The 13,564-nt window shown below is 62.6% G+C and carries 13 protein-coding genes; 8 read left to right on the top strand and 5 right to left on the bottom strand.

The window, feature by feature from the left end; genetic code table 11:
• Positions 1 to 30: 30 nt before the first annotated feature.
• Both OSC50_RS14220 and OSC50_RS14215 read right to left on the bottom strand, forming a co-directional pair.
• Positions 31 to 1,422, bottom strand: coding sequence for an alginate export family protein (locus OSC50_RS14220; protein ID WP_266248890.1), 1,392 nt, complete (start codon positions 1,420 to 1,422; stop codon positions 31 to 33).
• Positions 1,419 to 2,315, bottom strand: a complete 897-nt coding sequence (locus tag OSC50_RS14215; protein ID WP_181077002.1) for a VOC family protein — start codon at positions 2,313 to 2,315, stop codon at positions 1,419 to 1,421. Before OSC50_RS14215 ends, OSC50_RS14220 begins: the two co-directional genes overlap by 4 nt.
• 144 nt (positions 2,316 to 2,459) lie before the next feature.
• Here OSC50_RS14215 and OSC50_RS14210 point away from each other — a divergent pair, with 144 nt between their 5' ends.
• From OSC50_RS14210 to OSC50_RS14195, 4 genes are all read left to right on the top strand, one after another.
• Entirely contained in the window at positions 2,460 to 3,527 is a 1,068-nt protein-coding gene (locus tag OSC50_RS14210) for an NAD(P)-dependent alcohol dehydrogenase (protein WP_181077004.1), read from the top strand.
• 97 nt (positions 3,528 to 3,624) lie between these two features.
• Positions 3,625 to 4,179 (top strand): histidine phosphatase family protein, encoded by a 555-nt coding sequence (locus tag OSC50_RS14205; protein ID WP_266248892.1) that lies wholly within the window; start codon positions 3,625 to 3,627, stop codon positions 4,177 to 4,179.
• Between the two features lie 45 nt (positions 4,180 to 4,224).
• Positions 4,225 to 4,980, top strand: coding sequence for a precorrin-6A synthase (deacetylating) (gene cobF, locus OSC50_RS14200; protein ID WP_253506724.1), 756 nt, complete (start codon positions 4,225 to 4,227; stop codon positions 4,978 to 4,980).
• An 11-nt stretch (positions 4,981 to 4,991) separates the two neighbouring features.
• Complete coding sequence (locus OSC50_RS14195; protein ID WP_181077010.1) at positions 4,992 to 5,711, top strand: alpha/beta hydrolase; 720 nt, start codon at positions 4,992 to 4,994, stop codon at positions 5,709 to 5,711.
• A gap of 135 nt (positions 5,712 to 5,846) precedes the next feature.
• Here OSC50_RS14195 and OSC50_RS14190 read toward each other — a convergent pair whose 3' ends face one another.
• Both OSC50_RS14190 and OSC50_RS14185 read right to left on the bottom strand, forming a co-directional pair.
• Positions 5,847 to 6,401, bottom strand: coding sequence for a DcrB/PsbP domain-containing protein (locus OSC50_RS14190; protein ID WP_266248895.1), 555 nt, complete (start codon positions 6,399 to 6,401; stop codon positions 5,847 to 5,849).
• Between the two features lie 72 nt (positions 6,402 to 6,473).
• Positions 6,474 to 8,282 (bottom strand): monovalent cation:proton antiporter-2 (CPA2) family protein, encoded by a 1,809-nt coding sequence (locus OSC50_RS14185; RefSeq protein ID WP_266248897.1) that lies wholly within the window; start codon positions 8,280 to 8,282, stop codon positions 6,474 to 6,476.
• Positions 8,283 to 8,573: 291 nt separating this feature from the next.
• On the opposite strand from OSC50_RS14185, the gene OSC50_RS14180 reads away from it, so the two are divergent.
• Together OSC50_RS14180 and OSC50_RS14175 are read left to right on the top strand one after the other, a co-directional pair.
• Complete coding sequence (locus OSC50_RS14180; RefSeq protein WP_266248899.1) at positions 8,574 to 10,127, top strand: DUF726 domain-containing protein; 1,554 nt, start codon at positions 8,574 to 8,576, stop codon at positions 10,125 to 10,127.
• Between the two features lie 41 nt (positions 10,128 to 10,168).
• Positions 10,169 to 11,488, top strand: a complete 1,320-nt coding sequence (locus OSC50_RS14175; protein WP_181077018.1) for an Nramp family divalent metal transporter — start codon at positions 10,169 to 10,171, stop codon at positions 11,486 to 11,488.
• A gap of 1 nt (position 11,489) precedes the next feature.
• Here OSC50_RS14175 and OSC50_RS14170 read toward each other — a convergent pair whose 3' ends face one another.
• Positions 11,490 to 12,422 (bottom strand): LysR family transcriptional regulator, encoded by a 933-nt coding sequence (locus OSC50_RS14170; protein WP_266248901.1) that lies wholly within the window; start codon positions 12,420 to 12,422, stop codon positions 11,490 to 11,492.
• Between the two features lie 117 nt (positions 12,423 to 12,539).
• On the opposite strand from OSC50_RS14170, the gene OSC50_RS14165 reads away from it, so the two are divergent.
• Positions 12,540 to 13,028 carry a DMT family transporter gene (locus OSC50_RS14165; RefSeq protein ID WP_181077022.1) on the top strand — a complete coding sequence of 163 codons (489 nt, stop codon included), beginning with the start codon at positions 12,540 to 12,542 and terminating at the stop codon, positions 13,026 to 13,028.
• Positions 13,029 to 13,032: 4 nt separating this feature from the next.
• Positions 13,033 to 13,485, top strand: coding sequence for a DMT family transporter (locus OSC50_RS14160; protein ID WP_181077024.1), 453 nt, complete (start codon positions 13,033 to 13,035; stop codon positions 13,483 to 13,485).
• Positions 13,486 to 13,564 lie beyond the last annotated feature (79 nt).

Below are 13,564 nucleotides of genomic sequence, written 5' to 3'. Positions count from 1 at the left end.
TGGGGCTTGTACGGGTGTGCTTGCCTGGGTTCACCAGCTGAACTTGAGTTCCACCCCCAGGTAATTGCTGTCATCGCCGCCGGCATCGCGCAAGGTACGGCCCACGGCGTAATGCACTGCTTCAACGGCGCCGGTGAGGTTCGGTGTAAACACATAGTCGGTACGTAGCTGACCATAGGCACCGGTCCAGCGTTCACCCTGGCCTGCGGTGCCGGCGACCGGCAGATTCGGTTGCGTGTACACCGCGTCGCTGGTGGTCTGGCGCCACAGCAGACCGACGGCGGTCTGCACGCTGAGCTTGTCGATGGGCTTGACGGTGATCGACGGTTTGACGTGAATCAGGTTGCTGTAGCCCGTATAGCCGGCCAGGGAAAAGTAGTAGCCGTTGGGGAACAGCGGATTGAACGTGCCGACTGTGCCGTCCCCGGTTTTGCGGTCGCCCGAGGCGATGTCCAGTTGCAGGCCGATGCGCGGTTTCCAGGCCAGGCTGTCGAAGGTGTAGCCGGTGCGACTGCCGCCGGCCCAGGCGCGAATGTCCTTGCTGCCCACCGAGCCGCTTTGCAGCATCGCTTCGATGTCCCAGTCAAAACCCATGGCCGCGCCGCCCAGACGTGCGTCGAACAGGTGGCGGGCCTCGTCGCCGTCTGCATCCAGATAGTGCGCGGCGCTGCGTTCATACACGCCGTAGTAGGCCGACAACTCGTTCTTGCCGCCCACCAGGCGCTCGACCCTCAGCATATGGAAGCGCGCGTCACTGTTGGACTTGTCGTCGAAATGCCGGCCGTCCTGATACTGCACCGGTTGGCTGGCGATCCCGATAAAGCGCCAGTCAGACGTCTCCCAGTCGGCCCACAACGCATCGAATGACTGACGCACATTCGGCCCGTCGCGCGATGAGATAAAGCGCTGCAGGTCGAAGGCGAAATCCTGGCGCCCCGCGCGGGCCTTGAGCGTGCCGCTGTCGAAGGTGTTGACGTACTCGGCGAACGCCAGACGCAGATCGACACGGTTCTGGTCGGCGCCGCCGACCGTGGTCTTGTCGTAGGCGCGCACGTCCTCAAGCTGGGTGAACACCCGCCAGTGCTCGTTCAGGTGCAGGTCGGCGTGGACCTGCAAGCGCTGGATCAGGTAACGATCACGGTCCACGTTCTTCACACCGAAGCCACTGGCGTCGTTCATTTCGAAGCGCTCGCGCAAGGTCGCTCCCAACGACAGATAGGTGAACGGGTTGGCGCTGGACAACGGCAGGTACTTGAGGTTGTCCAGCGGCTGCGTGCGCAGCGCCGGGTCCTTGAGTACCGACCAGTCTTCCTGCCAGCGATTGGCCTTGATGGACGGGCGCGTCGGCTGCTCGTCGGCGTGGACGCCGCCTACGAGCAGCGGCCACAGCACGGCCAGGCTCCAGCCTGTGCAACGAATCATTGGGCCGCGTTGAGTTGGTGGATCTCGGCGACGTAACCGCCGGGGAATTCAACCAATGCACTGCGACGGCCCTTGCTGTCGAACGTCGGCACCAGCACTTTGGCCCCTGAGCCGGTGGCCTTGCCCAGGGTGGCGTTCAGGTCGGCGACCTGGTAACCGGTGGTTTCATGGCCGAAGGGGTAGGGCAGTTGACCGTTGGTGACCAGCACGGCCATGCGGCCGAACGAAGACTCGATGTCCACGCGACGGTAGGTGCCATTGCCTTGCCCTACGTCCACGCCGGGTGCCTGTTGGTTGTCGGCCAGGATTTTGCCGTGGGAAAACCCCAGGAAGGCTTTGATAAACGCATCGGCGCGGTCGGCTGACAGGTACACGCGGTTTTCCGGCACGGTCTGGAACGCGGCGTAGTCCGGGGTCTTGGTGTGCCAGTAGAGCTGCATGTTCACGCCGCCCGGCCATTGCACCACCGCATCGCGCCCGATGGGGTCGGGGAAGTCGCTGACGATCACCGCCGCGCCATTTTCGCGGGCGGCCTTGAGCGCCACGTCCATATCCTTGACCAGATAGCCGTTACGTTCCTGGCCGAACGGGTGCGGGATCGGCGTGGTAAAGCCGAACAGCGACACGGTGCCGGCCGGCGTCTGCAGCAATTGCGAGGTGGTGCTGCTCGGCACCGGCAACACGTTGACCACCACCTGGGGTGTACTTTTGCCGCCAAAGGTAGCGAGGAAACTCTGGGCAAACCGGTCGACATCCGCCGGAGCGACATACACGTGGCTGGTGTCGTACTGCGGGGCCACCGCTACGCTCGGTGTCGCCGCGACTGCAGTGCCCATCACCGCGCCGGCCAGCAGCGTCACTGCCAGGCTTACCCTGATTGCTCTGTTAACCATGCCTGCTCTCCGTGTTCCAGATGATCGAAAGTCGTGAGGTTAGGCGGCGTGGCGCGAGGGGAATTGTACGGGCGTGCTCGGTTGAACGTTTCAGCGTCTATGCTGGTCCACTGACCTCAACGTCAGATCACACAGGTGAACGAAATGGCCAAGACTTACAGCTACGCCGCTCGGGACTCCAAGGACTCGCTCAAGCCCTTTACCTTCGAGCGCCGCACCCCAGGGGCGGATGACGTACAAATCGACATTCTCTATTGCGGCGTCTGCCACTCCGATTTGCATACCGCGCGCAACGAGTGGAACAACACCCTTTATCCATCGGTGCCGGGGCACGAAATCGTCGGCCGCGTAACGGCGGTGGGCGCCAATGTGAAGAAATTCAAGGTCGGCGACCTGGCCGGCGTCGGTTGCATGGTCGACAGTTGCCAGCACTGCGCGTCATGTGCCGAAGGCGAAGAGCAGTACTGCGAGAACGGCTTTACCGGCACCTACAACGGCCCGGTGTTCGGCGGTGAAAACACCTACGGCGGGTACTCGGACAACATCGTAGTCAAGGAGAAGTTCGTGCTGCGCATCTCCCACGATGACAGCAACCTGGCCGCGGTGGCGCCGCTGCTGTGCGCCGGCATCACCACCTATTCGCCGCTGCATCACTGGAAGGTCGGGCCGGGCAAGAAAGTCGGCGTAGTCGGCCTTGGCGGCCTGGGCCATATGGCGGTGAAAATCGCCCATGCCATGGGCGCCCATGTGACCTTGTTCACCACCTCGCCCAACAAGCGCGAAGACGGCCTGCGCCTGGGCGCCGACCAGGTCGTGGTGTCGAAGAACCCGGATGAAATGGCCAAGGTTGCCAACAGCCTGGATTTCATCCTCAACACGGTCGCCGCGCCCCACGACCTGGATGCGTTTCTCAACCTGCTCAAGCGCGACGGCACCATGACCCTGGTCGGCGCCCCCGACAGCCCGCACCCATCGCCCACGGTATTCAACCTGATCTTCAAGCGCCGCAGCCTGGCCGGTTCGCTGATCGGCGGCATCCAGGAGACCCAGGATATGCTGGACTTCTGCGCCAGACACGGGATCGTCTCGGACGTGGAAATGATCGACATCCAGGGCATCAATGAAGCCTACGAGCGCATGCTCAAGGGCGACGTGAAGTACCGCTTCGTGATCGATATGGACAGCTTGAAGAAAGAAAGCCACGCGGCCTGACGCCGGGCGGTGTGAGGGTGGCTTTGTCAGGCGTTGCATCGTTGCGCCAACTGCGCCAGGCTTGCGGGCCTCGACTGCTGCGTTGGAGCGACCTGCGATGCGGGCCACCCGTTTGACCCTGATCTGCCATGCCGTCACGCCCCTGCAAAAGCAGGGGCGTTTTGCCGATGACGAATCGGTAGCGATGGACTGGCAGGGCGCCGCGCTGTCACTGGCCGCTCGTTACAAGCCAGGCGCGCGGCTGCTGAGCGGGCCGGAGGCGCGGACCCGGCAAACGGCGCGGTTGTTCGGCGCCCATGCCGAGATCGACGAGGCGCTGCGCGACATTGACCTGGGCCAATGGCGGGGGCGCGATATCCGCACACTCGACCCTGCCGCGCTGGACCGCTGGCGTGCCGACAGCGCCAGTTCGCCCCACGGTGGCGAGTCGGTCGATCAGCTCTGCGCCCGTGTCGCGTTGTGTCTGAAGTCTCTTGAGTGCCAGCCGGGCCATAGCGTGGCGATCACTCATCCTTTTGTGATCCGTGCGGCGATGCTGTGCGTCATGCAGTTTCCGGCGGCGATGTTCTACCGCATAGACGTGGAGCCGCTGTCCGCCGTCGAGTTGCGCTTCAACCAGGTGTGGCGCCTGCGCCTGGAAACTCACGCTTGAGTGGGTGAACATGGCAAAATCCACGCCCCGCACTGAGAGCACCCCATGAAACGCATCCTGATCATCGGCATTGGCGCCGGCAACCCTGACTACATCACGATGCAGGCCGTGAAGGCGCTGAACCGCACCGACGTGTTTTTCCTGATGGATAAGGGCCAAAGCAAAGACAAGTTGATCGACCTGCGCCGCGAGATCTGCCAGACCTACATCACCAAGCCCGGCTACCGCTTTGTCGAGGCCGATTGCCCCGAGCGCGTGCGCGGCGATATCGACTACACCACCGCCGTGCAAGACCTCAACCGCGACAAGCAAGCCACCTTCGAACGCATGATCAACGAGGAAATGGCTGACGGCGAAGTCGGTGCGTTCCTGGCCTGGGGCGACCCGGCGTTGTACGACAGCACCATTCGCATCCTGCAGGCGATCCTGGCCAGTGGCCGTTGCGTGTTTGAATTCGAAGTGATCCCCGGCATCACCAGCGTGCAGGCCCTGGCGGCCCAGCATAAGGTCGCGTTGAATCGCATCGGCAAGTCTGTCGAGATCACCACCGGGCGCCGTCTGGCGGCAGGGCAGGCCAGCGACGCCGATACCCTGGTGGTGATGCTGGATGCTGAAGATTCCTACCGCAGCGTGGCCGATCAAGACCTGGAGATCTACTGGGGCGCTTATTTGGGCACGCCGGATGAAATACTGATCAGCGGCAAGGTCGCCGAAGTCGCGGACGATATCCAGCGCGTACGCAAGGCGGCGCGCCAGGCCAATGGCTGGATCATGGATACTTATTTGCTGCGCAAACCCTGAGGTAACGCCTGATGTTCAAATGGTTCGCTCTGACGCTGACACTGGTGGCGGGTGCCGCGCATGCCGACACTGCGTTGCACACTGATTTGCCGCTGGCCTACCTGGAGCAGGCCCGGAGCGAGTCGCGTAACCAGCCGCTGGTGATCTTCCTGCATGGGTTCGGCAGCGACGAGCAAGACTTGTTCGGCATCAAGGACGCGCTGCCGTCGACCTGGACCTACCTGTCCGCACGCGCCCCGATGCCGGTGGCGCCCAGCGGTTACCGCTGGTTCACCAAGACCCCGGGGGATGGCGAATACGACGGCGAGCCCGCCGACCTGCAGCGCAGTGCCGGGTTGATCAAAGACTTTGTGAGCCAAGCCACCACCAAATACCACACCCGCAGTGACCGGGTGTTCCTGGTCGGGTTCAGCCAGGGCGCGATCATGACGTACGAAGTAGCGTTGCGTGACCCGCAACTCGTACGGGGCATCGCGGCGTTGAGCGGCAGTGTTTTGCCGGCGCTCAAGGCCGAGCTGAAACCGGATCCGCGCTTGAATCAGCTGGCGATCTTTATCGGCCACGGCACCCTGGATCAGGCGCTGCCGTACGCATCGGCGACGCGGGCGAACGAGGTGTTGAGCGGGTTGGGGCTTGAACCGACGTTTCATGGCTATCCGGGGATGCCGCATACCATCAGCGAAGCAGAAGTGCAGGACATTAAGGTTTGGTTGGAAGACAGCCTGAAGTAATGCCTGATCCAACTTTTGGGGCGCAATTCACACCGCCATCGGGGGCAAGCCCACTCCCACGGTAGACCGGAAATGTGGGAGGGGGCTTGCCCCCGATGGGTCGATACTCATCTTCTGCACAACTAGCGAGTCGGGTTATTTGCCGCCGGTAATCTGCTTGACCAGCGCCGCGTGACCCTTGACATCGTCCGCCCGCGAGATGGCCTGGATCACCAGCAAGTGATTGCCTGAACCGCCAAGGAACGTGGAGTTAAGCGTCTTGCCGCCGCCCTGGGTGGCGGTGCTGTCGACCTGGCGCAGGCCGAGGCCCTTGAAGGTGAGTTTTTTCTCGCTCAGTTTCTTGAAATCGGGCAGGGCGGCGCTCTGATCCTTGACGAAACCGGCCACGGCGCCATCAAGGAACTGCGCGTCGTTGTCCTGGACGTCGATGCCATCGTTGCGCACGGTTTCGGCGACGATCACCACACTTTTGCTGGTCTGGTTGGCGTACATCGTGCCTTGGGTGACACCGGTGCCGTCCTGGGCCTTGTCGACCGGCAGGGTGTCGGCGACGTAAGCCTTGGGCAGCATGAAGTTGAATTTGCCGCCCAGGGTGGTGATGGTTTGCGTGGTCGGCTTGGCGGCGGCGAATACGCTGCCGGCGGTAAGCGCAAGGGCCAGCAGGATGGCGGTCTTGGTGAAGGTGGCCATGAAGCGCTCCAGGGATAAACGAAATTGCGCCGTATTCTGTCAGAAATTTCGCAATATCGTTCATCCCTTACCTCACACCTTGTCGGACTCTTCCTCAAGTCGGTCCATCTCAAACAACCGCGCCAGCTCCGCCCGAGCTTCCTGGGCGGTCTGCATCACTTTGGCGGCGTCGTCGTACACCGCGTGTTGGGCGGCGAGCACTTGCTGGTCGTGGTTCTTGAAGCGCGTGATGCGTGCATCGGCCTGAGCCTGGCTGAGCCCCAGGCCGACCAGGGCGCGGCGGCTCATTTCCAGGCTGGAGTAGAAGGTCTCGCGCACCGGCGAGGCGTCCAGGTCCACCAGGCGATGGACGTGCTGACGGTTTCGGGCGCGGGCGATGATCTTCATGTGCGGGTAGAGGTTGCGTACCAGCTCGGCGGTCTTGATGTTGATCTCCGGGTCATCCATGGCGATCACGAAGAATTCGGCCTGATCCACCTTGGCCGCGTGCAGGATTTCCGGGCGCTGCGGGTCGCCGTAAAACACCGGCATGCCGCCGAAGCTGCGGGTCAGCTCGATGGTTTCCACCGAAGTATCGAGGGCAATAAAGGAGATGTTCTGCGCACGCAGAATACGGGCCACGATCTGGCCCATGCGGCCCATGCCGGCGATCACCACGCGCGGCGCGTCGCTTTCGATGGCCCGGTACTCTTCGGGCACTTCCACCGGTTTGATCTTGGGCCTGAACAGCTTCGGGCACACCAGTAACAAGAGCGGCGTGACGGCCATGGACAAGGTGATGGTCAGCACCAGCACATCGTAGAGGTGCGGCTCGAACAGGCCTTGGTCGCGGCCGATCTTGAACACCACGAACGCGAACTCACCGCCGGCCGCCAGCACTACGCCCAGGCGCAGGGCGCTTTCGCGATTGAGATCGCCCACCAGCCGACCGACTGCGTAAAGCAGCGGCAATTTCAGACCGATCAACAGCAGGGTCAGCCCGATCACGATCAACGGCGAACTGAGCAGCAGGCCGAGGTTGGCGCCCATGCCCACGCTGATAAAGAACAGCCCCAGCAGCAGGCCCTTGAACGGTTCGATCTGCGCTTCCAGTTCGTGGCGGTATTCCGAGTCCGCCAGCAGCAGGCCGGCGAGGAACGCGCCGAGGGCCATCGACACGCCCGCCAGCTCCATCAGCCACGCGGTGCCGATCACCACCAGCAGCGCGGTGGCGGTGGACACTTCGCGCAAGCCGGTCTTGGCGACGATGCGAAACACCGGCCGCAGCAGATAGCGTCCGCCGATGATTACCACGGCGATGCTGCCCAGGATCTGCAACACATGCTGCAGGCCCTGAGCTTCGGTAGTGGGGTGATCGCTGCCGGCCAGCAGCGGCACCATGGCGATCAGAGGGATCGCGGCGATGTCCTGGAACAGCAGGATCGCGAAAGCCAGACGACCGTGGGGCTGGTTCAGCTCCTTGCGTTCGGCCAGGCTCTGCAGGCCGAACGCCGTGGACGACAGCGCCAGGCCCAGGCCCAGCACGATTGCGCTGTTCCACGGCTGGCCAAATAGCCACAGTGCCACCACGCCCATCACCAGGCCGGTCAACAGTACCTGAGCCAGGCCTACGCCGAACACCGCCTTGCGCATCACCCATAACCGCTTGGGCGACAGTTCCAGACCGATGATAAACAGCAGCAGCACCACCCCCAGTTCCGAAAACTGCGCCACGCTTTGCGGATTGCCGATCAGGCCCAGCACCGACGGGCCGATGATCACCCCGGCGAACAGATAGCCCAACACCGCGCCCAACTGCAGGCGCTTGGCCAGGGGCACGGTGAGCACGGCCGCCAGCAGAAACACCACGGCCGCTTGTAACAGGTTGCCTTCATGGGGCATTGCGAACTCCAAAATCTTCAAAGCCAATCAACAGGCGGGTATTAGAGCGCTTTTTACAGGATGAGAATTGTGTTTTTGCTGCGTGGCAGGTCGCGATCTTCCCCGATGGGCAGGTGAAAATCGATAACTTCGCCGGTTGAGCGTTTTGCCATCGCCCGCCTGTCTCGGGCTTATGCGTTGAGGCCGAGCATTATGCCTTTACCTGGAGACTGCCACGCCGGTCAGGATTCACCTTGCCGTCGCTCACAGTTTGTTACTATCGGCGTCCCTCGTTACCCGGAGTCCTTGCCCATGCAGCACCAGTGGGATGATATGCACCGCACCCGCAAGCCCACGTTTCTGCTGTGCGGCGAACCCCAGGGCGAGGTGCTCAATCTCTACGTGCATGGGTATTCGGCATTCTTCAACCGGCAGCAATTGGGCAATTTCAAGCAGCAGTTGGCCGGTATCGAAGGCTCGACCAACCTGATGCTGTTCTGGCCGGCGGGGCATTTTCTGGAAAACCTGTTCGCGCCATTCAAGGACGTGATCGCGGCCATGCTCGGCGGCGGCAGCCTGGGCGCGGCGACGGTTGGGGTGGGTAAGGCAATCGCCTATTTCCTCGACCACTACAAAAGTGTCGAAGCGCGGGTCGATGAAGTGGCCAAAACCTTGCTGCCCGAATTGACCCGCTACCTGCGGCAGGAGTCGCTGCCGGTGCGACGTATCAACCTGATCGGCCATTCCCTGGGCGCACGGATTCTGGTCAAGAGCCTGCTGGCCAACCCCGGCACCGCCCGCCAATTGCCGCTGGACAACCTGCTGCTGATGGGCGGGGCGATCTGCACGTCGAGCCCGTGGGAAGAGGTGTCGGGCCTGCTGAGTGGCCGGGTGATCAACTGTCATTCCAGCAAGGACTGGGCCCTGGCGATAAAACCGGACACCGAGCGATGCATCGGCCGCTATCCGATCCCGGTCACGCCGGCGCTCAAGGCCAAGGTCTGTAATGTGCACCTGGCCACCTTCGATCACGCGGCCTATTGGCCGCAATTGCAGACGGTGGTGCAGTACACCGACCTGCTGCACGAGCGGCGCGGCATGATCCGCGCCGACCAGCGCAGCAGCGAGGTGCGGTTTGCCGAGGAGGACGTGGATCTGTTTGCGGCCCTGGTGCAGGCGCGGCCGGAGGAATTGAAGTTTCTGGCCGAGCTGATGGCGCAAAAACGCAGTGCCTCGATCGATGCCACCGTGCGTGAACCGCTCAAGCTGACCATCGCGTTGCAACGCATGGGCGGTGACAGCTTGATGAACCTCGCCCGTGGTCACGGCGTCACCTACCGGCAGATCGCCGAAGATGTGGCGCGGCGATTGGGCCTCACATTTGACGCGCCGCTCGAAAACCTGGCGTTGGCAGACCTTGAGGCTCTGATCGCGGAAAAACTGATCGAGCAGTACAAGGGCAAACTCAGCAACGCCGACCGGCTGGTGTTCGATGCGGAACTCCAGGTGGCCGCGCAGAAAGAGCAGGGCGTCTTCCGTCGTTTCGACAAGGGGCGTTCGGCCACCGCAGCGTTGAGCGGCACTGCGCTGGCCGGGTTGACCGGTTTTATCCTGCGCCGCGGCGCCGCCTCGGCGATCCCGGTGGTGGGCCAGGCGTTGGCTGCCGCGATGTTGCTGGTGACCGGAGTGCGGGCGTTTTCCGGCCCGGCGTATTCAGTCACCACCCTGGCGGTGCTGGTGATCGGCGCGATTCGCCAACGCATGGAGCGTGAGGCGCTGAACCAGGAAATGGACTTGGTGGTGCAGGTGGTGGAAGCCTTTGACCTGCCACGGGAGACGGTGATGCGCACGGTTGCATCCGACTGATAAGCTGCGTGCCTGTCGAGTGTGTTTGCCTGGGATATCGCGTGAAATTCAGCCTGCCAAAAATCGCTACCGCCCCGTTCTGCCCGCCGGAAGTGGCCGGCTCCGTCATCGTTGACCCCAAGGCCTCGTTCTTCAAGCGCGCCCTGATGTTCGCCGGTCCCGGCCTGTTGATTTCCATCGGCTATATGGACCCGGGCAACTGGGCCACGGCCATCGAAGCCGGTTCGCGTTACGGCTACAGCCTGTTGTTCGTGGTGTTGCTGGCCAGCCTGGCGGGCATGGCGGTGCAGTGCCTGTGTTCGCGGTTGGGCATCGCCACCGGCAAGGATCTTGCACAACTGTGCCGCGAACGCTACAGCCGACGCTCGGCGCGCACCCAGTGGGTGCTGGCGGAAATTTCCATCATCGCCACCGACCTCGCCGAAGTGCTGGGCTGCGCCCTGGCGTTTCATTTGCTGCTGGGGGTGTCGCTGACCACCGGCATTGTGATCACCGCGTTCGACACCTTACTGGTCCTGGCCCTGCAAAACCGTGGTTTCCGTCGCCTGGAAGCGATCATGCTGGCGTTGGTGGCGACCATTGGTGTGTGTTTCTTTGTCGAGCTGGTGCTGATCAAGCCCCATTGGCCCGAGGTGTTCAGCGGCTTTGCGCCGTCACTGTCGGCCATCAGCGATGCGGCGCCGCTGTACTTGGCCATCGGCATCCTGGGCGCCACAGTGATGCCCCATAACCTCTATCTGCACAGTTCCGTGGTGCAAACCCGCCTGATCGGTAAGGACCTCGCCAGCAAACAGGACGCGGTGAAACTGGCGCGCATCGACACCATCGGCTCCCTGGCCCTGGCCCTGCTGGTGAACGCCGCGATTCTGGTACTGGCTGCCGCTGCGTTTCACCAGACCGGCCATACCGATGTGGTGGAAATCCAGGATGCCTATCACCTGCTTGACCCTCTGGTGGGCGGCGCCTTCGCCAGCGTTCTGTTTGGCATCGCCCTGCTGGCGTCGGGCCAAAGTTCAACCTTTACCGGCACCATCGCCGGGCAGGTGATCATGGAGGGCTACCTCAACCTGCGGATTCCCTGCTGGCAACGTCGCCTGATCACTCGCGGGCTGGCGCTGATCCCGGCGTTTGTCGGCGTGTGGCTGATGGGCGATGAGGCGATCGGCAAGCTGCTGGTGCTCAGCCAGGTGGTGCTCAGCCTGCAATTGCCGTTTGCGCTGTATCCGTTGATTCGTATGACCGGTGATAAACAACTGATGGGGCCGTTTGTGAACCGGCTGCCGACGCGTTTGCTGGCGTGGATGCTGTTTGCCCTGATCAGTGGCGCCAACGCGTGGTTGATTGGACAGTGGTTGTTTTGAGTCAGCGATCCCAATACGGCACGGTGCCAAAACACTCCACAAAGTAATCGATCACCGTACGCACCTTCAGCGACAAACGCCGGCTGCCCGGCCACAACGCCGCGATCTGCTGGGGCTCCAGTGTGGTCGCTACGTCGTAGTCGGTCAGCACCGCCTGCAAGGTGCCGGCGCGCAGGCTGTCGCCAATCAGCCAGGAGGGAAACACCACCAGCCCCAGGCCTTGTTCGGCGGCGTGGGTCAGGGTGTCGGCGTGGTTGCCGGTGATGGGGCCTTTGACACTGTAGGGCGTCCAATCGCCCTGGGCGCGGCGGAAGAACCAGCGTTGCTGGCCGGTGACGCCTTTATAGGCCAGGCACTGGTGTGCGGCCAGTTCGTCCGGGTGACGGGGTGTGCCATGTCGGGCCAGATAAGCGGGGCTGGCGGCGATGCGAAAGCGTTGCGGCGCGAAAATGCGCGCCTGCATGCTGGAATCGTTGAGCACGCCGATGCGAAACAGCAGGTCGGTGCCGTCCTGTAATGGGTCGACGTAGGTGTCGGTTTGCTGGATATCCAGTTGCAGCTTCGGGTAACGCCGACATAACTCGCCCAGCCACGGTGACAAGTGGCGCTGGCCGAACACCATCGGCGCGTTAATGCGCACCAGGCCGCTGGGTTCACTGTCCTGCTCCTGCAGGGCCTGGCCAGCGGCTTCCAATTGCTCCAGCAGCAGGCGCGCGTGCCGTCCGAGCAGGCGCCCGGCCTCGGTGGGGCTGACCGCGCGAGTGTGGCGATACAGCAACTGTTGCCTGAGGGCGTGCTCCATCAATTGAACCTGGCGCGAAATCGAAGAGGGCGCCAAACCTTCGCGGCGCGCTACTTCGGAAAAGCTGCCGTAGTCCAGCACCGCCACAAACAGGCGCAACGCCTTGAAACTCAATTCATTCAAACCCTGCATTACGGCTCCGTGCTGTGCGCATTGCGCAAAGGTGTTGTCCGCATGCTGCCATTTATCGCACAGCACAGCTACCGGATAATGCGCGCCATTCTTCCAACGTTGAAACGCAGGTGATGTATGCAGGCAAGTTCCATTGAGGGCGTGGCGCAGGCCAGGCCGAAAAGAAATCTGTTGCGCTTGCTGCTGTTGCCGCTGGTGATCCTGGCCGGCATGGGCTTATCGGTGGAAGCCGGTCTGCTTGGGCCGCTGGGGGTTCAGGTGGGGCATTTGTGGGCGACCTTGAGCATTTTCGGCGTAGGTTCGGCGATTCTGTTCCTGTTGCTGTTATTCAGCGGTCCGCAAAAGGGTCCGGCGCTCACCGATTTGCCGCGCTGGCAGTTGATCGGCGGGTTCCTGGGGCCGATGTATGTGGTGGTGCTGACCCTTGCCACGCCGCACATCGGCATTGCGATGACGATGATCGCGATCCTGTCCGGGCAAGTGGGCAAGAGCGTGCTGATTGACCATTTCGGCTGGTTCGGCACGGCGCGCAAGCGGGTTAATGGCGAGCGCTGGATCGCGCTGGCGTTGATTGTGGCGGCACTTGTTCTGATTGCACGAGGGTAAGGCGATGAATCTGATTTTTTTACTGATAGTGGTGATTGCCGCCGGCGCGGTTCTCAGCGTGCAGGCGGCGATCAATGGCCGCCTGGGGCAGACAGTCGGCGTGCTGCGCAGCAGCCTGTTGACCTTCGCGGTCGGTGCATTGACCACCGCGCTGTTGATTTTCTTCTTTGAGCCGGCCCAGGCCGTAAGCCTGCTGGACGTGCCCAAATGGCAACTGACCGGGGCGTTGTTCGGGGTGGTGTACATGATGGTGATGGTGGGCGCGGTGCCGGTGGTCGGCACGGCGGTGGCCACCGTGGCGGTGATCGTCGGGCAGTTGGGCATGGGTATGCTGATCGATAATTTCGGCTGGTTGGGCAACCCGGCCATCGAATTGTCGGGCAGTCGCCTGGTGGCCATGGTGTGCCTGGCCCTCGCGCTGGTATTCATGTACCGCAGCAATACGCGCAGCGACTGAAGGTTTGAACGATCGGCGCAGGCTCGCAGTCAGTGCTAAAGGTGCCGGCGCTCGCCGCACCTTGACGACCATGAACGAG

Origin of the sequence: Pseudomonas quebecensis (assembly GCF_026410085.1) — a bacterium.
Lineage (GTDB): Bacteria > Pseudomonadota > Gammaproteobacteria > Pseudomonadales > Pseudomonadaceae > Aquipseudomonas > Aquipseudomonas quebecensis.
Note: the sequence above shows the minus strand (reverse complement) of the source record. Positions and strands in the feature narration are given on the sequence as shown.